At 67.0% G+C, this 24,246-nt stretch carries 25 protein-coding genes and 1 tRNA gene; 14 read left to right on the top strand and 12 right to left on the bottom strand.

Annotated elements, in window-relative coordinates:
* Positions 1–49 precede the first annotated feature (49 nt).
* On the top strand, positions 50–769 hold the full coding sequence (locus tag AC1DS0_RS13560) for a CDP-alcohol phosphatidyltransferase family protein (RefSeq protein ID WP_476814860.1): 720 nt from the start codon (positions 50–52) through the stop codon (positions 767–769).
* Between the two features lie 5 nt (positions 770–774).
* On the opposite strand, the gene AC1DS0_RS13555 is transcribed toward AC1DS0_RS13560, so the two are convergent.
* The 3 genes from AC1DS0_RS13555 to AC1DS0_RS13545 all read right to left on the bottom strand — a co-directional run bounded on the left by AC1DS0_RS13555 (position 775) and on the right by AC1DS0_RS13545 (position 3,658).
* Complete coding sequence (locus AC1DS0_RS13555; protein ID WP_476814859.1) at positions 775–1,713, bottom strand: glycoside hydrolase family 25 protein; 939 nt, start codon at positions 1,711–1,713, stop codon at positions 775–777.
* Between the two features lie 273 nt (positions 1,714–1,986).
* The gene (mgtE, locus tag AC1DS0_RS13550) at positions 1,987–3,393 is read right to left on the bottom strand and encodes a magnesium transporter (protein ID WP_476814858.1); all 1,407 of its coding nucleotides are present in this window, start codon (positions 3,391–3,393) and stop codon (positions 1,987–1,989) included.
* A gap of 180 nt (positions 3,394–3,573) precedes the next feature.
* Positions 3,574–3,658, bottom strand: a tRNA-Leu gene (locus AC1DS0_RS13545).
* Between the two features lie 237 nt (positions 3,659–3,895).
* Here AC1DS0_RS13545 and AC1DS0_RS13540 point away from each other — a divergent pair.
* The gene (locus AC1DS0_RS13540) at positions 3,896–4,750 is read left to right on the top strand and encodes a 2-keto-4-pentenoate hydratase (protein WP_476814857.1); all 855 of its coding nucleotides are present in this window, start codon (positions 3,896–3,898) and stop codon (positions 4,748–4,750) included.
* Positions 4,751–4,790: 40 nt separating this feature from the next.
* On the opposite strand, the gene AC1DS0_RS13535 is transcribed toward AC1DS0_RS13540, so the two are convergent.
* A complete protein-coding gene (locus tag AC1DS0_RS13535) occupies positions 4,791–5,690 on the bottom strand; it encodes a LysR substrate-binding domain-containing protein (RefSeq protein ID WP_476814856.1) in 900 nt (299 codons plus the stop codon).
* Positions 5,691–5,806: 116 nt separating this feature from the next.
* On the opposite strand from AC1DS0_RS13535, the gene AC1DS0_RS13530 reads away from it, so the two are divergent.
* Positions 5,807–6,205: a tautomerase family protein gene (locus AC1DS0_RS13530; RefSeq protein WP_476814855.1), complete on the top strand. Its 399-nt coding sequence runs from the start codon at positions 5,807–5,809 to the stop codon at positions 6,203–6,205.
* A gap of 31 nt (positions 6,206–6,236) precedes the next feature.
* Here the strand turns inward: AC1DS0_RS13530 and AC1DS0_RS13525 are convergent, their stop codons facing one another.
* Positions 6,237–6,506 carry a FliM/FliN family flagellar motor switch protein gene (locus AC1DS0_RS13525; protein ID WP_092159516.1) on the bottom strand — a complete coding sequence of 90 codons (270 nt, stop codon included), beginning with the start codon at positions 6,504–6,506 and terminating at the stop codon, positions 6,237–6,239.
* A gap of 136 nt (positions 6,507–6,642) precedes the next feature.
* Here AC1DS0_RS13525 and lipB point away from each other — a divergent pair, with 136 nt between their 5' ends.
* The 3 genes from lipB to AC1DS0_RS13510 all read left to right on the top strand — a co-directional run bounded on the left by lipB (position 6,643) and on the right by AC1DS0_RS13510 (position 9,323).
* Positions 6,643–7,347, top strand: coding sequence for a lipoyl(octanoyl) transferase LipB (gene lipB, locus AC1DS0_RS13520; RefSeq protein WP_476814854.1), 705 nt, complete (start codon positions 6,643–6,645; stop codon positions 7,345–7,347).
* Positions 7,348–7,414: 67 nt separating this feature from the next.
* Positions 7,415–7,612, top strand: coding sequence for a hypothetical protein (locus tag AC1DS0_RS13515; RefSeq protein WP_091842296.1), 198 nt, complete (start codon positions 7,415–7,417; stop codon positions 7,610–7,612).
* Positions 7,613–7,724: 112 nt separating this feature from the next.
* The gene (locus AC1DS0_RS13510) at positions 7,725–9,323 is read left to right on the top strand and encodes a carboxyl transferase domain-containing protein (RefSeq protein ID WP_476815167.1); all 1,599 of its coding nucleotides are present in this window, start codon (positions 7,725–7,727) and stop codon (positions 9,321–9,323) included.
* A gap of 129 nt (positions 9,324–9,452) precedes the next feature.
* On the opposite strand, the gene AC1DS0_RS13505 is transcribed toward AC1DS0_RS13510, so the two are convergent.
* The 3 genes from AC1DS0_RS13505 to AC1DS0_RS13495 all read right to left on the bottom strand — a co-directional run bounded on the left by AC1DS0_RS13505 (position 9,453) and on the right by AC1DS0_RS13495 (position 12,173).
* Positions 9,453–10,586 (bottom strand): iron-containing alcohol dehydrogenase, encoded by a 1,134-nt coding sequence (locus AC1DS0_RS13505; RefSeq protein WP_476814853.1) that lies wholly within the window; start codon positions 10,584–10,586, stop codon positions 9,453–9,455.
* Between the two features lie 117 nt (positions 10,587–10,703).
* Positions 10,704–11,252, bottom strand: a complete 549-nt coding sequence (locus AC1DS0_RS13500) for a hypothetical protein (protein WP_476814852.1) — start codon at positions 11,250–11,252, stop codon at positions 10,704–10,706.
* Between the two features lie 12 nt (positions 11,253–11,264).
* A complete protein-coding gene (locus tag AC1DS0_RS13495) occupies positions 11,265–12,173 on the bottom strand; it encodes a DMT family transporter (protein WP_476814851.1) in 909 nt (302 codons plus the stop codon).
* Positions 12,174–12,321: 148 nt separating this feature from the next.
* On the opposite strand from AC1DS0_RS13495, the gene AC1DS0_RS13490 reads away from it, so the two are divergent.
* From AC1DS0_RS13490 to AC1DS0_RS13475, 4 genes are all read left to right on the top strand, one after another.
* The gene (locus tag AC1DS0_RS13490; RefSeq protein WP_476814850.1) at positions 12,322–12,630 is read left to right on the top strand and encodes an ArsR/SmtB family transcription factor; all 309 of its coding nucleotides are present in this window, start codon (positions 12,322–12,324) and stop codon (positions 12,628–12,630) included.
* A gap of 11 nt (positions 12,631–12,641) precedes the next feature.
* Positions 12,642–13,184, top strand: a complete 543-nt coding sequence (locus AC1DS0_RS13485; protein ID WP_476814849.1) for an SRPBCC family protein — start codon at positions 12,642–12,644, stop codon at positions 13,182–13,184.
* 117 nt (positions 13,185–13,301) lie between these two features.
* Positions 13,302–14,258 (top strand): protein-methionine-sulfoxide reductase catalytic subunit MsrP, encoded by a 957-nt coding sequence (gene msrP, locus AC1DS0_RS13480; RefSeq protein WP_476814848.1) that lies wholly within the window; start codon positions 13,302–13,304, stop codon positions 14,256–14,258.
* Positions 14,259–14,472: 214 nt separating this feature from the next.
* Positions 14,473–15,036 carry a methylated-DNA--[protein]-cysteine S-methyltransferase gene (locus AC1DS0_RS13475; RefSeq protein ID WP_476815166.1) on the top strand — a complete coding sequence of 188 codons (564 nt, stop codon included), beginning with the start codon at positions 14,473–14,475 and terminating at the stop codon, positions 15,034–15,036.
* Positions 15,037–15,093: 57 nt separating this feature from the next.
* On the opposite strand, the gene AC1DS0_RS13470 is transcribed toward AC1DS0_RS13475, so the two are convergent.
* Complete coding sequence (locus AC1DS0_RS13470; RefSeq protein ID WP_476814847.1) at positions 15,094–16,059, bottom strand: Bug family tripartite tricarboxylate transporter substrate binding protein; 966 nt, start codon at positions 16,057–16,059, stop codon at positions 15,094–15,096.
* Positions 16,060–16,200: 141 nt separating this feature from the next.
* Positions 16,201–17,055, bottom strand: a complete 855-nt coding sequence (locus AC1DS0_RS13465) for a DMT family transporter (RefSeq protein WP_476814846.1) — start codon at positions 17,053–17,055, stop codon at positions 16,201–16,203.
* 252 nt (positions 17,056–17,307) lie between these two features.
* On the opposite strand from AC1DS0_RS13465, the gene AC1DS0_RS13460 reads away from it, so the two are divergent.
* On the top strand, positions 17,308–17,718 hold the full coding sequence (locus tag AC1DS0_RS13460) for a GNAT family N-acetyltransferase (protein WP_476814845.1): 411 nt from the start codon (positions 17,308–17,310) through the stop codon (positions 17,716–17,718).
* A 30-nt stretch (positions 17,719–17,748) separates the two neighbouring features.
* Here the strand turns inward: AC1DS0_RS13460 and AC1DS0_RS13455 are convergent, their stop codons facing one another.
* Positions 17,749–18,201 (bottom strand): Lrp/AsnC family transcriptional regulator, encoded by a 453-nt coding sequence (locus AC1DS0_RS13455; RefSeq protein ID WP_476814844.1) that lies wholly within the window; start codon positions 18,199–18,201, stop codon positions 17,749–17,751.
* Positions 18,202–18,314: 113 nt separating this feature from the next.
* Here AC1DS0_RS13455 and AC1DS0_RS13450 point away from each other — a divergent pair, with 113 nt between their 5' ends.
* Positions 18,315–19,274: a nucleoside recognition domain-containing protein gene (locus AC1DS0_RS13450; protein ID WP_476814843.1), complete on the top strand. Its 960-nt coding sequence runs from the start codon at positions 18,315–18,317 to the stop codon at positions 19,272–19,274.
* Here AC1DS0_RS13450 and AC1DS0_RS13445 read toward each other — a convergent pair.
* On the bottom strand, positions 19,271–20,158 hold the full coding sequence (locus AC1DS0_RS13445; protein WP_476814842.1) for a LysR family transcriptional regulator: 888 nt from the start codon (positions 20,156–20,158) through the stop codon (positions 19,271–19,273). The genes AC1DS0_RS13450 and AC1DS0_RS13445 overlap by 4 nt on opposite strands.
* Before the next feature lie 104 nt (positions 20,159–20,262).
* On the opposite strand from AC1DS0_RS13445, the gene AC1DS0_RS13440 reads away from it, so the two are divergent.
* Complete coding sequence (locus AC1DS0_RS13440; RefSeq protein WP_476814841.1) at positions 20,263–21,255, top strand: zinc-dependent alcohol dehydrogenase family protein; 993 nt, start codon at positions 20,263–20,265, stop codon at positions 21,253–21,255.
* A 170-nt stretch (positions 21,256–21,425) separates the two neighbouring features.
* Positions 21,426–24,246 (top strand): autotransporter outer membrane beta-barrel domain-containing protein (locus AC1DS0_RS13435; protein WP_476814840.1); only part of this gene is annotated, 2,821 nt, incomplete at its 3' end.

Genomic DNA, 24,246 nt, shown 5'->3' with positions numbered 1-24,246 from the left:
GCATTCGAGCGACCGGCTTCAGGCTTGGTTAACCGGCGGGAGGCTGGCGATGGACGATTCCGGCGGCGAGGATCCCGGCAAGGGCGGTCGGGCCCTGGCCTATGGCGTCCATGTGCTGACGGCGTTCGGCGCCGCGCTCGGCTTCCTGGCACTGCAGGCCGTGTTCACCGGCGACCTGACCCAGGCCTTCATCTGGCTCGGCGTGGCGCTGGTGGTGGATGCGGTCGACGGGCCATTGGCGCGGCGCTTCTCGGTCAAGAGCCGGGCGAAACGCTATGACGGGGCGCTGCTCGACCTCGTCGTCGATTTCGTCACCTATGTCTTCGTGCCGGCGGCGATGCTGCTGCGGCCGGAGGTGATGGCTGCACCCTATGGGGTGATCGCGGGTCTTGCCGTGACGCTGGCGAGCGCGCTCTATTTCGCCGATACCGGCATGAAGACCGACGATTGGTGGTTCCGCGGCTTCCCGGCAGTGTGGAATATCGTCGTGTTCTATGTCGTCGCCTTCGCGCCGCCGGCCTGGATGGCGCTCGCGGTCATCCTGATCGCCACCGTGCTGATGTTCCTGCCGGTCGTGTTCGTGCACCCGGTGCGCGTGCGGCGCTGGCGCGGGCTGACGCTGGTCATGCTGGCGGTGTGGGGCATCGCCGCAGCAGTGACGCTGTGGCAGGGCATGGCGCCGGACATCTGGAGCAAGGCCGGGCTTGGGCTGGCGGCCTGCTATTTCGTCGGGCTCGGTCTGGTGCGGGCCAGGATGTCGCGCGGATAGAGCGCCTACTCTGATTCCGGCGCGGGCTCTTCGCTCTCCACCACCTCACCGAGCGGCGCCGGCTGAAATGCGGCGGCTGCGACCGTCCGGCTCGCACCGGGCATCGCCGCAACGGGTGTATGTTCCGGGCCGGGGCTCGGATTTGGCGCGGCCGGGCGCTGGCGCGTCCAGGTCCGGGTGCCGATGTCGAAGCGGCCCTCGCGCCAGCCGGCGAATTCGCCCTCATTGCCGTAGAAGGCGTTGCGGTCGACATCGCCCTTGATGCCGGGGACGCGGCCGGTGGTGGTGAATTGCCAGAAGGCCCAGGGCCGGTTCTCGTAGCGCGCCTCAGGCTTGGCCGCGGTCGAGCGGATCCAGTAGGGATAATCGTTGAACTCGCCTTCCAGAATGTCCTTGTGGAAGGTGATGTCGGTGTAGATCACCGGCTTCTTGCCGGTGAGCTGCTCGAGCTCGGTCAGCATTAGCCGGATCTTCTCCAGCGCCAGCGAGCGCTCGACCTTCTTCGGGCAGGTCTTGGAGTGGCCGTTCCATTCGAGGTCGAGCACCGGCGGCAGCGCGTCGGGATCGTTCGGGATCTGCTGCTTGAACCAGACCGCCTGCTCATGTGCCGGGCGGCACCAGTAGACGAAGTGATACGCGCCGCGCGGCACGCCAGCCCGGCGGGCGGCTTCCCAATTCCGCTGGAAGGCCGGATCGACATGGTCGCCGCCCTCGGTCGCCTTGATGTAGACGAAGCGGGTGCCGGCCGCCTTGACCGAGGCCCAATCGATCTCGCCCTGCCAGCGCGAAATGTCGATGCCCTGGATCGGATAGCGCCTGGCAGCCTCGACGCCGGGATGCGGGCGGGCATCGCCCTTGGCCGGATAGTTGTCCAAACCGACGCAGCCGCCCAGAGCCGTCAGGGCGGCGAGCAGCGCGAAGGGGGCCAGGGAAAAGGATTTCATGCGGCGGGCGATCATTTCTCGGACAATTGCGGAGAAAACTTGACGCCCGGTTTACGTTACCGGTTTTTTCGAGGCTGTCGCTTCGAGATTGAGAGCGATTTCGGCTGCCCGTCATTCCGGGGCGCCGTGTAGCGGCGAGCCCGGAACCCAGAACCGATACCGTTCAAGAGAAAGGCGGCAACGTCGGCATCTCGACGATCAGGCGCATCGGTTCTGGGTTCCGGGCTCAGCCCTGCGGGCTGCCCCGGAATGACGGGAGAGGTTCCGCCCCGCCTAGGACAGGCGCAGCAGCATCGTCGCGATGCCGAGGAAGGAGAAGAAACCGACCACGTCGGTGATGGTGGTGACGAAGGTGCCGGACGAGATCGCGGGATCGATGCCGGCCTTGTCGAGGACCAGCGGCACGGCCACACCGGCAAACGCGGCGATGATCAAGGTCGCGACCATGGCGAGGCCGATGACCACGCCGAGCATATGGTTGCCGAACCAGAAGCCGGCGACCAGTGCAGTGATCAACGCGAAGGCGACGCCGTTGAGCACCCCGACGATCATCTCGCGCCGGAAGAAGCGGCCCATGTTCCAGCCGCCGAGCTCACCGGTGCCGAGCGCGCGCACCGCCACCGTCATCGTCTGGGTCGCGGCGTTGCCGCCCTGGCTGGCGACGATCGGTGCGAGCACCGCGAGCGCGACGAGCTTGCCGAGTTGCTCCTCAAACATCGCCATGACCGAGGCGCTGACGAAGGCCGCGATCAGGCTGATGAAGCGCCAGCGAAAGCGGCCGAGCGCGACCTGGCGCACCGAGTCGGAAATCTCTTCTTCGGCGTCGACGCCGGCGAGCTGTTTGACGTCGTCGTCGCCGGCTTCCTCGATCACGTCGACGATGTCGTCGATGGTCATGACGCCGACGAGCCGGCCGGCTGCGTCGATCACGGGGGCTGCGACCAGATTATAGCGCTGGAACATCCGCGCCACGTCCTCAACGTCGTCGGTGGCTTGCACGACGCGGCGGTCGTCCTCGACGAGATCGACGACGCTGACCGGGCGTTTCGTCCGCAGCAATTGGTCGAGCCTGACCGTGCCGACGAAATGGTGACTGGGGTCGGCGACGAAGATCTCGAAGAAGCGCTCGGGCAGGTCCTCGGTCTCGCGCAGGAAGTCGATAGTGTGGCCGACCGTCCAGAACGGCGGCACGGCGATCACCTCGGGCTGCATGCGCCGGCCGGCCGAGCCTTCGGGATAGTCGAGGCCTTGCTGCAGCACCGTGCGCTCGGCCGGCGTCAGCTTGTCGAGAATCTCGCGCTTGTCGGCCTCGTCGAGGTCTTCGAGGATGTAGACCGCATCGTCGGTGTCGAGATCGCGCACGCCCTCGGCGACGGTCTCCGGCGAGAGCTCCTCGAGAATCTCCTCGCGGACAGCGTCGTCGACCTCGGTCAGCGCGGCGAAGTCGAAATCGCCGCCGAGCAGCGAGATCAGCTTGGGCCGCTCCTCCTGGTCGAGCGCCTCGATCAGGTCGCCGAGATCGGCTTCATGGAGTTCCGCGACGAGCCCGCGCAAGGCGGTGACATCGGAGAGCAGCACGGCCTGGGAGACCTGCTCGACGAAGCCGGCGTCGATCGCGCCATCCTCGTCGCGGACCTTGCGCTCCAGCGTCTCGTCCGGAGCGGGCTCGGCTTCCACCATGGGTCGCTCCGCGATTCGAGGGCTGGAGAATTCGGGGCAGGGGATTCGCGCCTGAGCGCGTCAGCGCCCTTGTGTCAGCGCCTCCGCCTGATGGCAACGCGCCGCAGCGGGATTCGATGCATCCGCAACGAAAAACGGCGACCCTCGCGGATCGCCGTTTCGTGGACCTTCGTCCTAAACTGGTGCGGTCAAGAGGACTCGAACCTCCACGGGTCTCCCCGCTACCACCTCAAGGTAGTGCGTCTACCAATTCCGCCATGACCGCAGCGGCTCCTGGAGGGCGCCGCGCTGTGGCGGTGAACTCCGGAGCGGCGCGGGTCTAGCAAAAGCCGTGAGCCGGGACAAGCCCTGTTCGGACAGTCTTGTTGACGAAGTTCGTCCGGCCGGAGATCGTCAAGGCACAACGCTGCCGCCCGCGCGCTCCATGGCGCAGCCGGCTCAGCGATAATCGCCGCCAGTCTGCGCTCCCGCGCCGGCCATGAGCGGATACGGGAGGACGTCGATGCGCGCATGTTCCATTGCTCTGGCCCTGAACGCCTGCCTCATGGCGAGCGGAGCGCAGGCCGCCTGTCCCGACGCAGCCGCGATCAGCGGCTTTGTCGCCGATTGGGAGGCGAAGCGTCCGGCCAAGGCCTTGCCCGTGGCGAATCCCGAGGATGCGGCCTGCGCGCGCGGCAAGCTCGTCGCCGAGCTTCAGGGCAAGCTCGGCAAGGTCGTCGGCTACAAGGCCGGGCTCACTGCCAAGGCGGTGCAGGAGCGCTTCAAGGCCGATGGACCGGTCAGCGGCGTACTGTTCGACAAGATGATTCTGAACGACGGGGCGAAGCTGCCCGCGGCCTATGGCGCTCGCCCGGTCTGGGAGGCCGACATGTTGCTCGTCGTCAAGGACGAGGGAATCAACACCGCCAAGACGCCTGAGGAAGCGCTGCGCCATATCTCCGGGATGCGTCCCTTCATCGAATTGCCGGACCTGGCTCTGGCGCCGAGCGAGACGCTCGACGGCACGCAGCTGCTGGCGATCAATGTCGCCGCCCGCTTTGGCGTCGCCGGCGCCGAGGTGCCGCTCAAGGCCGATGCCGCGACGGTGGCGCTGCTCGCCGAGACCAAGATCGTCGCGACCGATGGCAGCGGGGCGGTGCTGGCCGAGGGGACCGGCGCCGCGACGCTCGGCAACCCGCTGAACTCGGTGGTCTGGCTGGTGCAGGACCTGGCCAAGAGTGGCCGCAAGCTCGCCGCCGGCGACCTGATCAGCGTCGGCTCGTTCTCGCCGCTGACGCCGCCGAAGCCGGGCCAGCAGATCACTGTCCGCTATGAGGGATTCGCGGGGACGCCGAAGGTCAGCGTCCAGTTCGAGTGAGGCGGCGGACCTGGCCGCTTCAGCGTCGTGGTTTCCGTCTCTAACGGACCGATCGGGCGGGCGCCGGGGGCGCAATGCCGGCGGCCTCTGTGGTCAGCCAAGTACAGAAGTTTTCGATCTTTCGATTCGACGGTGATTGGGTTCGCGCGACGTAATAGTACTCGGTGTGCGCGAACCCTAGCGGGGCAACCAAGCGACCAGTCTCGATATCGTTCATGACGAGATGCCAAGGGGCGATGCATATCCCCAGCCCGGCGCTGGCGGCCTCCAGCGTGTAGTAATAGTGATCGAACGCCGCTCCAGTAGCGTCGATCACGTCAAGCCCGGCCGCAACGCACCACATCGGCCAGGCATTTTCACGGGTCTTCGTGTGGAGCAGAAGGTGCGGAAGCAAGTCTTCCGTGGACCGGAACTGCACATCCGGCCGTGCCACCGGGCCAAGCAATTCCTGAAACAGCACAAGCGATTCCGGTCTGTTGCGGTCCGGGCGAAAATGCTCGTCGACCATGATCTCGATATCGAAGCGCTTGCGGCTGCGAGGAGCGGAATAATCGGTGGCGCTGAGGCGGACATCGACCCCGGGGTGAAGCTCCCTGAAGCCGTGCAGGCGAGGTATCAGCCAGCGCATCAGAAAAGTGCTGAGGCAGCCGACATCGAGAACCTCGTTCTCAGCGCGAATGGCTGTCTCAACGGCAGTTTCGATCTGATCGAAAGCGGAGGAAAGCGGGGGCAACAAGGCGTGGCCGGCCGGGGTCAATCGCGGCCTGGTCCGTGGGCCGGAAAACAGGGTGACCCCTAGAACGGCCTCCAGATGCTTGATCTGCCGGCTGATTGCGCCGTGGGTGACAGCGAGTTCGTCGGCGGCCGTGCTCATTCGGCCGAGCCGCGCGGCAGCTTCAAACGAGCGCAGCGCGTTCAGTGGGATCGGTCGTCGCTTCATCTTGTGAGTTTATCACACATAGAAGCTGCCGAGATATCGGTTTGATTCAAGGGTTTTTCTGAACATAAGCGTTCGAAAATACCCTCTGAAGCCCCCCGCTGTTGAAGGATTGAGACATGCCGTTTGTCCGCACTTCGGTTCGAAAAGACACAGACCAGGCGCGGGTAGCCGCCATCGTCGATGGAGTTCACCAAGCGCTTGTCGCTGCGATCGGCATGCCGGTCGACGAGCTTTTCAATCTCGTCTCGGAATATGAGCCGGAGCGGTTCTTCTACAGTCGCTCGTTCAATGGCATCGCCCGCTCCGACGATCTGATCGTCATCGAGATCACGATGCGTCGAGGCCGCAGCGATGTGATGAAGCGCGCGCTGTATGCGGCGATTGCCGAGAATCTGTCAGCGGCCGGGGTTTCGCCAAAAGACATCTTCATTTTCATGCACGAGAACGACTATTCCGACTGGTCGGTCGGCAACGGCGCTTTCGCCATGGCAATCGTTCAGCAGCGCGGTGACTGACGAGGTCGCAACGCGGGCTTCAGCAGCGAAATCAGGCAGCGTCAGCGACGGTTTCGAGCGTGTAGACGGTCGGGCGCATCAGCATCTCGGTGATCTCGACCGAGATGCGGGTACCGGCGACGACGACATGGCCCTTGGCGAAGGGATGGTTGTTGGCGAGGATCTGGACCTCGTCGTTCTCGGTCGCGTTGAGCTCGATGATCGCGCCGCGGCCCATGCGCAGCAGCTTGTAGATCGGCATCTGCGCCGAGCCGAGCACGACCGTGAGCTCTACCGCGACGTTGTCGAGATCGGCCTTCAAAACCTGCCTCCGCAGACTTACCTGAAAACAATTCCACGAACTTGCCAGCGGCGCGGAAACCGGCGCATGAGCAGCGGTGAAGCGAAACGGGCGCGGCACCGGTTTCCAAGAGTTGAACGGACAGGGTTAAGGCAAGGTGAAGACGCGCGAGGCGCTTTCGGTCTCGTTCCTGCCTGAGGCGGGTTCCGAGCCGGTCGAATGGGTGATCACCGACGAGCCGATCGGCTATGAGGCGGCCGTCACCGAGATGGAGGCCCGCGCCGCGCTGATCGCCGACGGCGTCGCGCGCGAGCGTGTCTGGCTGGTCGAGCATCCCGCGCTCTACACCGCCGGCACCTCGGCCAGGGACGAGGATCTGCTGACGCCGGAGCGTTTTCCGGTGCATCGCACCGGACGCGGCGGGCAGTTCACCTATCATGGCCCCGGCCAGCGCGTGGCTTACGTGATGCTCGACCTGAAGCGGCGCGAGCCCGATCTGCGCCGCTTCGTCTCGGCGCTGGAAGCCTGGCTGATCGGTACGCTCGCCGCCTTCAACGTTCGCGGTGAGCGGCGCGAGGAGCGCGTCGGCGTCTGGGTGCGCCGGCCTGAGAAGGGGGAGGGCGCCGAGGACAAGATCGCCGCCCTCGGCATCCGCGTCCGGCGCTGGGTCTCGTTCCACGGCATTTCGCTGAACGTCGAGCCGGAGCTGGCGCATTTCGACGGCATCGTGCCCTGCGGCGTCTCCGACCAGGGCGTGACCTCGCTCGTCGATCTTGGTCTACCGCTGACGATGCCGGAGGTCGACAGTGCGCTCAGGGCCGAGTTCGAGCAGATTTTCGGGCCTACAGTCGCCGTTCCTTGACGTTTACCTCGCGTTGACCATCCGCCGGGATGCTTGCCCCCGTGACGAAACCTTGGGGACGATGACGATGAGGATCATCTTCGCGGGCTGCCTGGCGGCCCTGCTTTCAGCCTGCACCACCACCGAGGAACGCATCGCGGGCGCTGCCGCCGGTGCAGGCACGGGTGCGATCATCGGCGGGCCGATCGGCGCCGTTGCGGGCGGTGCGGTCGGCGCCTTCGCCGCTCCGACCGTGACTGGCTCGGTCAAGCGGATGCGCGAGTAGCACTCGGCAAAATCACGCACGGCGCATCTGTGCGCCGTCGCCTGTTTGCCTTTTGGTCGCGGCGCGCCATAACCGGGCGAGAACTATCGCAAGGGAGCGCGCCGTGGCGGTCATCGAGAGCAAGGTCGATCTCAACTCGGCCGAGGCGCGCACCAATGTCGCCGCCTGGAGCACGCTGCGCGACCAGCTGCTGGAACGGCGCGCGACCGCCGCGCTCGGCGGCAATGCCCGCTCGCGCGAACGCCATACCTCGCGCGGAAAATTACTGCCCAGGGAACGCGTGCTGCGCCTGCTCGATCCCGGCTCGGCCTTCCTCGAGATCGGCTCGCTCGCCGCCTACGACATGTATGACAAGGACGTGCATGGCGCCGGCATGATCGCCGGCATCGGCCGCGTTGCCGGGCGCGAGGTGATGGTCGTCTGCAACGACGCCACCATCAAGGGCGGCACCTATTACCCGATGACGGTGAAGAAGCATCTGCGCGCCCAGGAGATCGCGCGCGAGAACAAGCTGCCTTGCATCTACCTGGTCGATTCGGGCGGCGCGAACCTGCCGCACCAGACCGAGGTTTTTCCCGATCGCGAGCATTTCGGCCGGATCTTCTACAATCAGGCAACCCTGTCCGGGCTCGGCATCCCGCAGGTCGCGGTGGTGATGGGCTCCTGCACTGCCGGCGGCGCCTATGTGCCGGCGATGTCGGACGAGACGGTGATCGTTCGCAACCAGGGCACGATCTTCCTCGGTGGCCCGCCGCTGGTGAAGGCTGCGACCGGCGAAGTCGTCTCGGCCGAGGATCTCGGCGGCGCCGACGTCCATGCCAGGCTCTCGGGTGTCGCCGACCATTATGCCGGCGACGACACCCATGCGCTCACGATCGCGCGCCGTATCGCCAGCAATTTCAACAGCGTCAAGCGGCCCGATATCGATCTCGCCGAGACGGTTGAGCCGCTCTACGGCGCCGACGAGCTCGAGGCCGTCGTGCCGACCGACCTCAAGAAGCAATACGATGCCCGCGAGATCATCGCCCGGCTGGTCGATGGCTCGCAGCTCGACGAGTTCAAGCCGCTCTATGGCTCGACTCTGGTGACGGGCTTCGCCCGCATCCACGGCATCCCGGTCGGCATCATCGCCAATAACGGCATTCTGTTCTCGGAGAGCGCGCTCAAGGGCGCACATTTCATCGAGCTCTGCTGCCAGCGCCGTATCCCGCTGCTGTTCCTGCAGAACATCACCGGCTTCATGGTCGGACGCGAGGCCGAGACGCGCGGCATCGCCAAGGACGGCGCCAAGCTGGTGACGGCGGTCGCCTCGGCGCGGGTGCCGAAGATCACCGTGCTGGTCGGTGGTTCGTTCGGCGCCGGCAATTACGGCATGTGCGGGCGCGCCTACTCGCCGCGCTTCCTGTTCGCCTGGCCGAACTCGAAGGTCTCGGTGATGGGCGCCGAGCAGGCGGCTAGCGTGCTCGCGACCGTGCGCGGCGACAATCTCGAAGCCGAGGGTAAGCCCTGGACGGCGGAGGACGCCGAAGCCTTCAAGGCGCCGATCCGCGACAAGATCGAATCCGAGGGCTCGCCCTATTACGCGACCGCCCGGCTTTGGGACGACGGCATCATCCTGCCCTCCGAGACGCGCCGCGTGCTGGCATTGGCCTTCTCCGCCTGCCTCAACGCCGAGGTGCCGGAGACGCGCTTTGGTGTGTTCCGGATGTGAGGGCGCTCGAAAGGCGTCATGCTCGGGCTTGACCCGAGCATCTCAGGCCGGATGAGACTCTAATAGCGCCTTCTCGTCCAGAGATTCTCGGGTCTGCGCTTCGCCCGAGAATGACGGCGGGAGTGCCGCTTACCCGAACGACGCCTCCAGCATTGCGAGATAGTCCGCCGCACTCGCCTGCCGCGGATTCGTCGCGCTCGAATGGTCCTGCGTCGCCGCCTCGGCGATGGCCGGCAGGACCTCGCGCGGCACGCCCATCTGCGAGAGCGAGCCCGGCAAACCGAGGCGCTGCGTCAACCCGGCGACCCAGGCAGCGAGGTCGGCGTCGGCGGAGAGGCCGAGCACGCGGCGGATTTCCGCATATTTCCCGGTGGCTGCTTGCTCATTGAAGCGCAGGACCGCCGGCAGCAGCACGGCGTTGAGTGTGCCGTGATGCAGCGAGACCTGCTTCAGGCCGCCGAGCGGGTGCGAGAGGGCGTGGACCGCGCCCAGACCCTTCTGGAAGGTGAGGCCGCCCTGCAGGGCCGCCATCAGCATCTCCTTGCGCGCCTCGCGGTCGGAGCCGTCCTTGGTTGCGCGCTCGATATTGAGGGCGGCGCGCTTCAAGCCGTCGAGGGCGATCGCCTCGGCCGGCGGGTTCTCGCGCGGGCTCAGATAGGTCTCGATGCAATGGGTCAGCGCATCCATGCCGGTCGCTGCAGTCAGCATGGCCGGCAGGCCGAGCGTCAGATCGGGGTCGCAGATGGCGAGCTTCGGGATCAGGTGCGGCGAGATGAAGCCGAGCTTGCGGCCATCCTTCAGCGTGATCAGCGCGGCGCGGCCGACCTCGCTGCCGGTGCCAGCCGTGGTCGGCACCGCGATCACCGGTGCGACCTTGCTCGTCACCTTCGGGATGCCGCCGAGGATCGCGGCATAGGTCTCGAGCGGGCCATCATGGGCGGCGAGCAAAGCGACGCCCTTGGCGAGGTCGATCGGCGAGCCGCCACCAATGGCGACGAGGCCGTCGCAATCATGCTCGCGATAGAGCGCGAGCGCGGCTTCGACGGCCTCCTCGGTCGGGTTGGTCGGGGTGTCGACGAAGAGCGGGGCATTGCCGAGCAGCGGCGAGGCGGCGCGTAGGCGCTGGATCAGGTCGGTCGCCGCCAGGCCGCGATCGGCGACGATCAGCGGGCGCGCGATCTTCAGATCGGTCAGGCCGGGTGCGATGGCCTTGAGCTCGCCGAAGCCGAACTGGACGGTGGTCAGATAGGTGATCGTCGCCATGAAGTCCTCCCGCCCGCTCAGTTTTCGGGCGGGCCTGCAGTTTGTCGCCTGCCCGGCGCCATGGCGCCAGCCCTGGAGCCCCGACTCCGACGCGGGACACCCCGGCGGTGAGCGGGATCAGGACGTTGGTGCGCCGGCGCCTTGCCGCTCGCGCCAGTAGCGCAGGGCCAGCGGCCAGAGATGCCAGGCGACGCTGCCGAGCAGCGCGAAGCCGAACAGGAACGAGCGCCGCGCGCCGCTGGTCAGTGCCTCGACGGTGTCGTCATAGGCGAGGAAGGTCTTGCCGCGCGAAGTCGCCTCGTAGACCAGTTTGTGGCCGGGATCGACGAGGAAGCGGACCTGCTGGCCAGGATCGAGCCGGTCGATGCCGTCGACCCAGAGGCCGCGGGCTGGCCTGTACAGGCGCTGGGAGTGAACTTGCTGATTGTCGCCGATCGCGACGAGCCAGAGGTCCTGCGTGCGGTAGGTGCTCGACCCGCGCCCCGAACTGACGCGCATCAGCGGCGTGCTGTAGCTGATCGGGCCAACATGGTCGGCGACCAGGAGATCGCTGCGCGCCAATGGCAGGCTGCCCCAGCCCGCCAAAAGCAGCCAGAGGCCCAGAACGAGGGAGATCGCGGCGCCGAGCCAGCTCCAGAAATCCGGTGGTTTCGCAGCCTCGGCCATCGCACCTCCGGATCAGTTCTGCTCGATCGTAACACGCTCCTTGGCGGTTTCAGAGGCGGTGCCACTCGCGCGCCGCTCGAGCACGAGCAGAACAAGGCCCGCGGCGACGATGAGCGCGGAGCCGATCAGCATGGCCGAGGTCGGCCAGTCGCCGAAGACGAGCCAGCCAAAGACCAGCGCCCAGACGATCAGCGTGTATTGATAGGGCACGACGGCCGAGGCTTCGGCGAGCTTGAGCGAGCGCGTCACGCACAGATGCGCGACCATGGCGACGATGCCGAGCAGGCCGAGCAGGCCGAGATCGGCCAGTGTGGGCGTGACCCAGCCGAAGGGCAGCAGCAGGAGGCCCATCACCAGCGCGCCAAGCGTCTGCCAGAACACCAGGGTGACGTCGGGCGTGCCGCGCAATTGCCGGCCGGTGATCATCATCGCGGCGAAGGAGAAGCTGCCGACAAGCGCGATGACCGCCGGGAGGGACAGGCTCTGCGCCGACGGGTTGAGCGTGATCACGACGCCGACGAAGCCCGCGGCGACCGCCAGCCAGCGGCCGCTATCGACGCGCTCGCCGAGCAGCAGCGCCGCCAGCACCACCGCCCAGATCGGCGCGGCCAGCCAGAAGGTCATGGTGTCGGCGAGCGGTAGATAGGACACCGCCCAGTAGAACAACGCGACCTCGCAGGAGCCGAGCGTGACGCGCAGCAACTGCAGGCCCGGCCGCTCCGGCCGCAGCGTGCGACGGAGGCCTTGCTTCAGCACGAAGGGGATGATCGCCGCGAGGGCGACGGAGGAGCGCAGCAGCAGGAGCTGGCCGACCGTATAGGTCGCGACCAGCCATTTCCCCATCACGTCGTTGATCGAGAACAAGAGGATGCCGAGCAGCATCATCAGGATGCCGGCGAGGGTGGCGTTTCGGGTGGGCATGGTCTCGTGGGAGGCGGCGGACGGGGCGCTCTTCATGGCCTGTCGCAACAGGGGCGGCAAGCCGGCTGGGCGCAGGAGGCGGGCGCAGAGTGGGCAGGGCACGTTATTTTCGTGTTGACTTAATTAAGTGAATTACTAAATTAAGAATATGGACCACTTCACCGCCCTTGCCGACCCGACACGCCGCCGCATCGTCGAGATGCTCGGCCAGCGCGCCATGGCGGCGGGCGAGATCACCGCGCAGTTCGGCATGAGCGCGCCGGCGATCTCGCAGCATCTCAAGGTGCTGAAGGAGGCCGGGCTGGTGAGCGTGGAGGTCAGCGGGCAGCGCCGGATCTACCGGCTCGATCCCGACGGGCTCGATGCCTTCGACGCCTGGGTCAGGCAGGTGCGCAGCTTCTGGAATGCCGGGCTCGACCGCCTGGAACGAGAGCTCGCAAAACCCGAAGACGAGTGAGGAGAGAAGTCATGAACGAGTATGGCGTGGTCCTGGAGAGCGGCGCGGTCCGCTTCGAGCGCCTTCTGCCCGGCCCGCTCGAACGGGTCTGGTCCTATCTCACCGATTCCGAGAAGCGCAGCACCTGGCTGGCATCGGGCGAGATCGAGCCGCGCGTCGGCGGCGAGGCCGACCTTCTGTTCAAGCATTCGCAGATCACCAGCGAGCGCCCGCCGGAGCGCTATCGCGAGATGAACGACAATGGCTGGCCGTCCAAGGGCATCGTGACGCGCTACGAGCCAATGACGGCGCTGGCGATGACCTGGCCGGGCGAGGGTGGCGCCAGCTCGGAGGCGGTCTTCGAGCTCATTCCCCAGGGCGACAAGGTCAGGCTGGTGCTGACGCATCGCAAGCTCGCCAGCAAGGCCGAGATGATCGACGTCTCCGGCGGCTGGCATGCCCATCTCGGCATCCTGGAAGACAGGCTCGCCGGCAATCCGCCACGCGGCTTCTGGTCGCGGATCGAAGGGTTCGAGGCGGATTATGCCAAGCGCTACGCCGATCAGCCGGACTGAAAGGGTACTTTTCAGTCGCGGCTCTAACCGAGCGGGAGAACTGCTCTCCCCCTCGTGACTTGGTGGGGTGATGCGGGATCGACTAAACTTGCTCCGTTGCAACGGAGTATGTCCGTCATGTTGATCAAGCGTCGCGCCGGCTGGGAGATGCCCGAAAGCCAGGCGACACCGGAATCCATCTTTCTCAATCGCCGGCAATGGCTTGCCGGCGGGGCCGGCGCGATCGCGGGTGCCGCCTTGCCGCAGGCCGCGGGAGCGCAGGGCGCCGATCCGACGCTCGACCTCTACCCGGCCAAGCGCAACGCGGCCTATACGCTCGATCGGCCGGTGACCGACGAGGAACTGGCGGCGAACTACAATAATTTCTATGAGTTCGGCACCTCCAAGGAGGTGGCCGCTGCGTCGAAGCGACTGGTCGCTCGGCCGTGGACGATCACGATCGACGGGCTGGTCGAGAAGCCGTTCGAGATCGGCTTCGACGACCTGATCCGGAAGGTCACACTGCAGGAGCGGCTCTACCGCTTCCGCTGCGTCGAGGCGTGGTCGATGGCGGTGCCGTGGACCGGCTTCCCGCTGAAGCAGCTCGTCGAATTGGCCAAGCCGCTGTCGGGCGCAAAATACGTCCAGATGCAGACCTTCATGAACCCGAAGGTGGCGCCGGGGCAGTCGCAGCGCTGGTATCCCTGGCCCTATACCGAGGGGCTGACCATGGCCGAGGCGACGCATGACATGACGCTGATGGTGACCGGTATCTACGGCAAGCCGATCCCGACCCAGCACGGCGCGCCGCTGCGCCTGATCACGCCGTGGAAATACGGCTTCAAGTCGGTGAAATCGATCAGCAAGATCAGCTTCGTCGCCGAGCGGCCGAAGACCTTCTGGGAGGGCTTGCAGGCCTCCGAATACGGCTTTTGGGCCAATGTGAACCCGGAGGTCTCGCATCCGCGCTGGAGCCAGGCGAGCGAGCAGGTGCTGGGCACGCGCGACCGCAAGCCGACGCTGCTGTTCAACGGCTATGCCGAGCAGGTGGCCGATCTCTACAAGGGCCTGGAGAAGGAACGGCTCTGGGCCTGAGCTGGGGCTCTTGCTTCCACCAGTGTCGTCCCGGGCGAAGCGAAGCGTAGATCCGGGATCCATGCCTGAACCTCTCTCGGAAAGGCTCCGGAAAGGGTCCCGGATCGGCGCGGCTTCGCCGCTTGTCCGGGGCGATCAGTTAAAATCGACCAGCAGCAGATCGTTCGGCAGGAAACGGGTGCCGTTTCCGGTCCAGCCGCGCTATCGTCTGTCCATGCAGAACTTCTGTCTCTTCACCACCGCGATCGGCTCCTGCGCCCTGGTATGGCAAGGCGAGCGCATCGTTGCGGCGCAATTGCCCGAGCGCGACCAGGATACGGCCCGCCGGCGGCTGGGGCGGCGCTTTCCCGAAGGCGTCGAGGCCGAGCCGCCCGCCTTCGTCCGGCAGGCGATCGCCGATGTCGTCGCTTTGCTGGCCGGCGAGCAGCGCGACCTCGCGCATCTGCCGATCGATCTCTCGGCCACGCCGGAGTTCAACCGGCGCGTCTACGCCGTGGCGCTTTCGATCCCACCCGGCGAGACCTTGACCTATGGCGAGGTTGCGGCGCGGATCGGTGAGCCCGGCGCGGCGCGGGCCGTCGGCGTCGCGCTCGGCCAGAACCCGATCCCGATCATCGTGCCCTGCCATCGCGTGCTCGCCGCGGGCGGCAAGACCGGTGGCTTCTCGGCCGATGGCGGCGTCGAGACCAAGCTCAAGATCCTGACGATCGAGAAGGCGCGCACCAGCGCCGAGCCGTCATTGTTCGGCGACTTGCCGCTACAGGCGCGGCAGCGGTAAGGGCGGATTTCGCAAGGCTGGGCTCGCTGCCAGGCAGCGAGCCCATTTTGTGAACTCTCAGTTCTTGGTCAGGCCGAGTTCCTTGAGCACGCCATTGCCGCGCTCGGTGAAGGCCTTCACATAGGCGGCGAACTCCTCCGGCTTGTCCCAGACCGGGGTGATGCCACGATCGGCCATGCCCTTGCGGACATCCTCGCGCTGCATGGTGCGCTGGGCGGCGTCGAACAGAATCTTGCGACGGTCGGCCGGCACGCCCTTCGGCGCGGCGAGCGCGAACCAGTTCTGATAGGTCCAGTCGAGCCCTGCCTCCTTGGCGCTGGGCACATCCGGGAAGTTCGGGTGGCGCTCCTCGGTCATCAGCAGGATGGTGCGCACGCGTCCGGCTTCCAGCATCGCCTTGGCCTCGATCGGCGAGCCGGTGAAGACCTGGAGGCCGCCGGCGACGAGGTCCTGCAAGGCGGGGGCGCCGCCATTGCTCGGCACCCAGCGCACCGCGTCGGGGGCGATGCCCGCGGCCTTCAGGATGCCCCCCGAGGCGATGTGCCAGGAGCCGCCGACGCCGGTGCCCGACGCCATGATCGAGCCTTTCGGGCTGTCCTTCACCGCTTTCAGATAGTCTGCCGCGGTCTTCCACGGGCTGTCGGCCTTGACCGTGATGCCGGCCGGGATCAGCGACACCCGTGAGAACATGTCGATGCTGTCGGGCGTCAGGTCGCCGAGGCCGAGCGACTTGAAGAAGGAGATCTCCGGGCTGGCGCCGCCGATGGTGTAGCCGTCGGGCGCCGCCGTCGCGATGGCGCTATGGCCGGTGATGCCGCCGCCGCCGGTGCGGTTGATGACGTTGACCGGCTGCTTCAGCTCGGACTCGAGCCCGTTGGCGAAGATGCGCATCACCGAATCCATGCCGCCGCCGGCCGCCCAGGGCACGATCAACTGCACGGGCCGATCCGGGAAGGCGAAGGCCGGCGCCACGCCGATGGCGAGCGTGGCCACAGCCAAAGCGAGCTTGCGGAAACCCTTCATCATACTCCTCCCATGCATTGTCATTGCTTCTTGCATGCAAGGAGTAGAGCGCTCTTGCTCCAGCGACAAGAGTGTATGCGGAATTTTGTATGCAGGATATCGAGTGCGCGATTGCGGGCGGCTACGGAGTGGCCTCGTTCTTCAAGGCATACGACGCAGAGAAACCAGAAGGCCGGATGTGACCAGCGCCACGCCCAGCGCAACCGAGAGGCTGGGCGTCTCACCAAGGAAGACGTAGCCCGCAATCGCGGTCAGGCCGGGGACGGCGGCGGTGAAGAGCGCAACCCTCGCGGCGCCCAGCAGGGAAACGGCGCGCGTATAGACGAAGATCGAGACGGCGCCGATCAGGACGCCTTGAAACAGGCCTTGCACCAGGAGATCCGGCGGCGAGGCGCGAAACAGCATCTTGCCCGGCAAGGCGGCGTAGACCGGCAGGAAGGCGAGCGCCGACACGACCGCGACGATCGCTGCGGCACGCGTCGCCGGCAGATCGAGCTGCTTCACGTAGAGCCCGTAGCCCGACCAGCACAGCGAGGCCGCCAGCAGGCAGGCATCTCCCAGAAGCAGCCGCCAGGACGCATGCCCGAAGCCATCCCAGGCCATGGCGACGATGCCGAGGCCGATGACCACCAGCCCGATGGTCTGTCGGCCTTGCGGCAGGCCGTTGGTGACGGCCCATAGCAGCATGGCCGTGGTCAGCGACAATGTGCCGTGCAACAGGACAGCCCCATGCGCGGCGGGCGCGAGCGCAAAGCCGGCATAGGCGAACAAGGCGAAGCCGAGCCCGCCCAAGATCGACAAGGCCAGGGCTTGCGCCGGCCGCAAGCCGCTGAACCCGTGCTTCAGCACGATCGGCAACAGCAGCAGCCCGCCGATGCCGAAGCGCAGCGCCGCTATGTCCGGAAGGGTCAAGGCCGTCGAAAGCCCGGCTCTCGACACGAGGACGAAGCCCGAGAACAGGAGCACGACACTGCATGCGTAGACGATAGCTTGCACGTGGGCGCCTCCCGGCCGGGCTCGGTGCCCGGATCAGGCCAACGTGCAGCACTGAAAGCGACGGGGACATTCACTAGCGGGTATACTTGCCCCCAGTGGCCATGGGAGCCGACTATGCAATCCGGGGGCGGACCCCGGGCAGAAGGCCTGCGCAATGCGGGCCCTTCGGCAAGGCACTTGCCTTTCGAGGCGCGCGGCGACCTCATCAACTCCGGCTGTGCGATTGCAAGGTGAGCGAAGACGATGGTTTCGGTGAGACGGCTCGTTCCGGCGGAGTGGCGCGAGGCCTTTCCGATCGTCGTGCAATTGCGGGCCGCGCTCGATGAGGCGGAGTTCCTGCACCGCGTGCGGCGGCAATCCTTCTCCGGCTACGAGCTGGTCGGTGCTTTTCGCGACGGCGCGCTGGTCGGTGTGCTCGGCATGCGCCCGGTCCACACGCTGGCGCGCGGGGCGCATCTGCATGTCGACGATCTCGTGGTGGACGAACGGGTCCGCAGCGGCGGCATCGGCCGGGCATTGCTTGCCTTCGCCGAAAAGGATGCGCAGGCGCGCGGCCTCACCGCAGTGTTCCTCGACGCCAGGCGCGAGGCGATCCCGTTCTATGAGCGCGAGCGCTACGCTTTCCACCCGGCGCCGTCGATGAAGAAGCTGCTGGGCGGGTGACGGCCCTGCAACGGACCGCTCGGCGTCTTCTCACAGCGGGAGCGCCGTCGTCTCCTTTGCGGTCTTGTTCACCACCATGGTGTAGTAGCGCGTCACATTGCTGCCTTCGCCGAAGAGCAGCTCGCACAGCGCCGTCACCTCGTCCATGCCGCCGACGCGCAGCATCAGGATCACGTCGGTCTGGCCGGTGACGCCATAGGCCTGGACGACTGCCGGCTGGCGCGCCGCCAGCTCGAGGAAGCGCCGCCGGTTCGGCTCGTCATGCCGGGCGAGCTCGATGGCGATGATCACCTTGAGACCCTTGCCGCTCTTGGCGGGATCGAGGATCGCGACGGTCCGCAGGATCAGGCCGGCCGCTTCCAGCCGCCTGATCCGCCGCAGGCAGCTCGACGGCGCCAGCCCGACTTCGTCAGCCAGTTGCGCATTGGTCTGCGAGGCGTCGGCCTGGAGCAGGTTCAGCAGCTTTCTGTCGATTCGATCCATCGCGACCTTCTCAGCGCTCGTGATGCAATAAAATTGCACGAAGGCGACGATTTTGACCACCGCCGCGCAGCCATTGGCGCTAGCTTCCCGGCGTCAATCGAGGACCGCCACCGATGCCGCTCCAGAGTCAGTTCTACCGCAAGACACGGGAAACGCTGGCCGTTTACCGTGAGCTGGTGGTGATCATGGTGCCGATCGCGGTGGCGACGCGGGCGCTGGCGGAACTCGGCGTCATCAAGGCCGCATCGCCCTGGCTGGCGCCGGCCATGAAGCTGTTCGGCCTGCCGCCCGAGCTGGCGCTGGCCTGGCTGACGGGCTTGCTGGTCGGGATGTGGGGCGGCGTCGTCGTGCTCTTCACGCTGATCCCGACGCTGGCGCTCAGCACCGCCGACATGACGGTGTTCTCGAGCCTGCTCCTGATGGCGCATGCCATTCCGGTCGAGCAGCGCATCGTCGCCAAGGCCGGGCCGAACTTCTGGGCGACCTCGACCATCCGCATTGCCGGCGGGATGGCCTTCGCCGCGCTGCTGCACCTGCTCTTTTCCGCAACCGGCTGGCTGTCGCAGCCGATCGCCCCGGTCTGGCAGCCTGCGGCGGGCGAGGGCGGCTGGTTCGACTTCGCCTATGGCACCGCCAAGACGCTGCTGGTGATGCTCGCGGTCCTGCTCGCCCTGTTCTGGGCGATGGAACTGCTCAGGGCCGCGGGCATCCTCAACGTGCTCTACAAGGGGCTCGCCCCGCTCTTCCGCCTCGTCGGCCTGCGCCAGGAGGCGCTGCCGTTCACCACCGTCGGCCTCTTGCTCGGCATCTCCTATGGCAGCGGGCTGATGCTGGCGGAGGTGCGCCGGCAGCCGATCGAGCCGCGCCAGATTGTCCTCGCCAGCGTCTTCATGGGCTTTGCCCATAGCCTGATCGAGGACACGCTGATCATGGTCGCGCTCGGCGCCGACATAGTCAGCATCCTGCTGGGGCGGTTGATCTTCGCGATTGCGGCGACGGCGGCGATCGCCTTCGTCCTCGAAAGGTTCTCGGACGCCCCCATTGCGCCGAGTGACTCTGCGAGCCGATCCTAACCGAATTCGGCGACGACGAAGTCGACGAAGCTGCGCAGCTTCGGGGTCGGGCGGCGATCCGGCATGAAGACGATGTGCATCGGTCGCGTCGGGCCGTCATAGCCCGGCAGGATCCGGATCAGGCGGCCGCTGGCGATGTCCTCGCGCAGCAGGTCTTCGGCCTGCAGCGTGATGCCGAAGCCTGAGAGCGCCGCCTGGCGCAGTGCCTGGCCGTTATTGGTCAGAAACTGGCTGCGCACGGTGACGCTCTCGTTGCCCGAGGGGCTGGTGAACTCCCAGTCGAACAGAGGCGGGGCAGCCCAATAGGCGAAGCCGAGGCATTCATGGCTGGTGAGATCGGCCGGGACCTGTGGCATGCCACGCTCGGCGAGATAGGTGGGGGAGGCGCAGGCGATCAGCTGGTAGGGCCTCAGCGTGCGGGCGATCAGGCCGGAATCCTTCAGCGGCGAGATGCGGATCACCGCGTCGTAGCCCTCCTCGGCGAGGTCGACGACGCGGTCGGTGAGCGAGAGGTCGACGCTGACCTCGGGATAGCGCTGCATGTAGCGGATCAGGGCCGGAGTCAGGCTGTGGGCGCCGAAGCTGAGCGGGGCGTTGATCCGCAGCTTGCCGCGCGGCGTGGCGCGCAGGTTCTGCGCGATCGCGTCGGCGGCGTCCGCCTCGGCGAGGACGAGCTTGCAGCGCTCGTAATAGGCCGAGCCGATCTCGGTCAGGCTCTGGCGCCGGGTCGTCCGGTGCAGCAGGCGTGCGCCGGTGCGCTCCTCGAGAAAACGCAGATGCTTGCCGACCATCTGCGAGGACAGGCCGAGGCTGATGCCGGCGGCCGTGAGCGTGCCTGCCTCCACCACCTTGACGAAGACCTGCATGCTGGCGAGGCGATCCATAATTACAAACCCAACGTTTCAAGTGTGGCGATGACACGCCGACTTATCGCCAGAAAGCGAGCAATCCATATCGCCCTCATCAGTCATCGATGAGGAGCTATCCCATGCCGCGTATCGTTCGTTTTCATGAGAAGGGCGGGCCCGAGGTTCTGCGGATCGAGGAGGTCGAGACCGCTCCGCCGGGGCCGGGCGAGTTGCAGATTGCCGTCAGGGCGATCGGTCTCAACCGGGCCGAGTCGATGTTCCGCTCCGGCCCCTATGTCGAGGAGCCGGTGTTTCCGGCCCGGCTGGGTTATGAGGCGGCGGGCATCGTCACCGCGCTCGGCGAGGGCGTCGAGGGCTTCGCCGAGGGCGATGCGATCAGCATCGTGCCGCCGCTCTCGATCACGCGCTGGGGCAGCTATGGCGAGGTCGCGACGGTGCCGGCCGCGGTCGCGGTCAAGCATCCGGCCGAGCTCTCCTTCGTCGAGGCCGCGGCGCTGTGGATGGCGCATGTCACCGCCTATGGCGCGCTGGTTGAGCTTGCCGGCTTGAAGGCGGGCGAGCATGTGCTGATCACCGCGGCATCGAGCAGCGTCGGCATCGCATCGATCCAGACGGCGCGAGCGCTCGGCGCGATTCCGATCGCGGCGACGCGGACGCGCGAGAAGGCGCAGGCGCTGCTGGAAGCCGGCGCCGCGCATGTCGTGGTCACGCAGGAAGAGGATCTTGCCGCTGCTGTGGCCAGACACACGAGCGGGCAGGGCGCCCGCGTCGCCTTCGATCCGGTCGCCGGGCCGGCGCTGGAACAGGTCTTCGGCGCCACGGCCCAGAACGGTATTGTCATCGCCTATGGCGCGCTTTCGCCGGAGCCGACGCCGCTGCCGCTGTTCCCGCTGCTGGCGAAGAACCTGCAGCTTGCCGGCTACCAGTACAAGGAGGTGGTCCGCGATCCGCAGGCGCTGGAGCGTGCCAAGGCCTTTATCCTCGACGGCTTGCGGCGCGGCGCGCTGAAGCCGGTCATCGACAAGGTCTTCGCCTTCGACGAGATCGTCGCGGCGCATCGCTATCTCGAGGCGAACCAGCAGTTCGGCAAGATCGTCGTCGAGGTGAGATAGGCGGTTCGACCCATCGGCGAGGCGTTCAGGGCAGGGGTAGTTCCCGGGCCTGGCGCCTCGCATCGACGCTGCAAATCGGCAACACAACCCCGAATTTATGGATTGTGAACGGCTGTTCATTGCCTCGCGCGCGCAATCGGGCAACCTCACCGGTTGGGGTGGGGTTTTGAATGCCGCTGATCGATCCGGATCGCCCGGAGGCCGTGCCGGCCCACGCGTCGGCGCGTGGCCGCATGCCTGCCGTCGCGGCATCGTCAGCATCCCTGCTCACACTGGCACTGCTGCTTCTTGCCGGCCCGGCAGTGGCCAATGGTGGGCGTGGCGGCAATCCCGAGGGTAACTCCAATACCGGTGGCACTGCCGGTATCGACAGCGCGACCGGCGCGGGCGGGGCAGGGAGCAATGGCTTCCAACAATATGCCGGCGGCGGCGGCGGCGGAGCCGGCGCGACGGCCGGCGGCGCCGGAGGTCTGACCTGGAATCACGATCCGACGCTTGGTCGTGGCGGCACGGGCGGTGTGCACGGCTCGGTCGGCGCCGGTCTGCCTACCGGCAACAGCACCGGCAGCAATGGCGGCAACGGCGCTGATGGCGACACGTCCAGTGCCGGTGGCGGCGGTGGCGCCGGCGGCTGGGGCGCCGTGGTCACGGGGGCCGGAACCACGGGGGTCGTCTCCGGCACGATCACCGGCGGCAATGGCGGGGCCGGCGGCAACACCTACTGGGATTTTGGCGGCGGCGGTGGCTCCGGTGGCACCGGCTTGATCTTCACCAATGGCAGTCAGGCGACGACGCTGACGGTCAATGGCACGGTCCAGGGCGGCAATGGTGGCGGGAGGGGCGTCCACAATCCGGCCGCCAGCGGTGGCCCTGGCGCCTATGGCGCTGGAGGCATCGGCATCGTCGGCGCCAATCTCTCAATCACCAACAACGGCACGATCGCGGGCGGGATGTCCGGCGACGGCGTCACGCGCACCTGGGCGGTCCGCTTCACCGGCGGCAACAACACGCTGACCTTCGGCAATGCGACCTCCGGGCTGATCGGCGGCATCCTGATGGACGCGGGCACGCTGACCTTCGCCCAGCCGACCGACGCCACCCTCGACAACGTCATCAACGGCAATGGCAGCGTGATCAAGACGGGGGTGGGCACGCTGACGCTGACCGGGACGAACACCTATACCGGCGGCACGACCATCGCCGAGGGCAAGCTCAGTATCTCCGCGGAGGCCCATCTCGGCAATGTCGCGGGTGCGCTGACGCTCGATGGCGGCGTGCTGCAGGTGACCGGAACGACGCTGACCAGCCTTTCGCGCAACATCGTGCTCGGCAGCAATGGCGGTGGCTTCGAGATCGTCGAGGCTGGCAACAGCTTCACGGTGACGCAGTCGCTGTCCGGCTCCGGCGCGTTGTCGAAGAGCGGCGCGGGGACGCTGGTTCTCCAGGGGGCGAACAGTTACAGCGGCGGCACGACCATCTCGAGCGGCAAGCTCTCGGTGTCGTCGGATGCCAATCTCGGCGATGTCTCCGGCGGGGTGACGCTGAACGGCGGCACGCTGCTGGTGACGAACAGCATCACCTCGGCGCGCACAGTGACGTTGTCGGGCAGTGGCGGCGGCATCGAGGTCGATGCCGGACGCGCCGTGCTTTTGACCGGCACCATCACCGGCACGGGCGGATTGACCAAGAGCGGCGGCGGCACGCTCGCCCTGCAGAACAACAGCAGCTATTCCGGCGACACGCTGGTCGAGGCCGGAACGCTGGTCGGCAGCTCGTCGACGGCCTTCTCCGCGAACTCGAACTTCACCGTTTCGGCCGGCGCAACGCTCGAACTCAGCGATGTGCCGGGCCTCGTCGCCACGGTCGGCTCGCTCGCCGGCGCGGGCGCCGTCCAGCTTGGCTCCGGCGCGACGCTGAAGGCGGGCAGCAGCAGCGCCTCGACCACCTTCTCCGGCACGATCAGCGGCAATGGCGCGCTCGACAAGACCGGTACGGGCACGCTGACGCTGACGGGGACAAACACCTATACCGGTGGCACGACGGTCTCGGGCGGCAAGCTGGTGGTGAACGGCTCGATCACCGGTTCGGTGAGCTTGAGTGGCGGCACGCTCGGCGGCTCCGGCACGATCGGCACGCTCGCCGTCGCCAATGGCGGCACGGTCGCGCCGGGCAACTCGATCGGGACGCTGACGGTGTCGGGCAATGTCGCCTTCGCTTCGGGCTCGACCTACCAGGTCGAGGTCAACGCGGCCGGGCAGAGCGACAGGATCGTGGCGTCGGGTTCGGCGACGCTTTCGGGCGGCACGGTGCAGGTGCTGGCCGAGAGCGGCAACTACGCGGCCTCGACCAACTACACCATCCTCACGGCAAGCGGCGGGGTCAGCGGCAGCTTCAGCAGCGTCACGTCGAACCTCGCCTTCCTGACACCGTCGCTCGGCTATGACAGCCAGAACGTCACGCTGACCATGACCCGCAACGACACCTCGTTCGGACCGGGCAACGGTGGCAGCTCGGGGGGCAGCATTTCCGGCAGCACGGGCGGCAATTACATCGCCGCGACCCGCAACCAGGGCTTCATCGCGATCGCGGCGGAGCGGCTGGGCGTCGGCAATCCCGTCTATGACGCGCTGATCTCGGCGACAGCCGATCAGGCCCGCGCCGGCTTCGACCTGCTCTCGGGCGAGGCGCATGCGCAAGCCGTCAGGGTCATGATCGACGAGAGCCGGCTGGTGCGCGACACCATTCTGGGCCATCTGCGCGGCCCGCTGCTGACGCAAGCGCCCGGTCAGGTTGCAGGCGCCTTCACGGCCGATCTGCCCGGCCGCAAGGGCGCGATCGTGATGCCCGCGCCAGTGCCGCAGCCGCGCTATGCGCTCTGGGGCACCGCCTTCGGCAGCACCGGCAATACCGACGGCGACGGCAACGCCGCGAGCCTGAGCCGCCGCAGCGGTGGCGCCCTGCTCGGCGCCGATCTGATGCTCTACGAGGCGC

This window comes from Allobosea sp. P4_H5 (assembly GCF_056400825.1).
The sequence above is the reverse complement of the archived record's forward strand: the minus strand, read 5'-3'. Positions and strand labels throughout refer to the sequence as shown.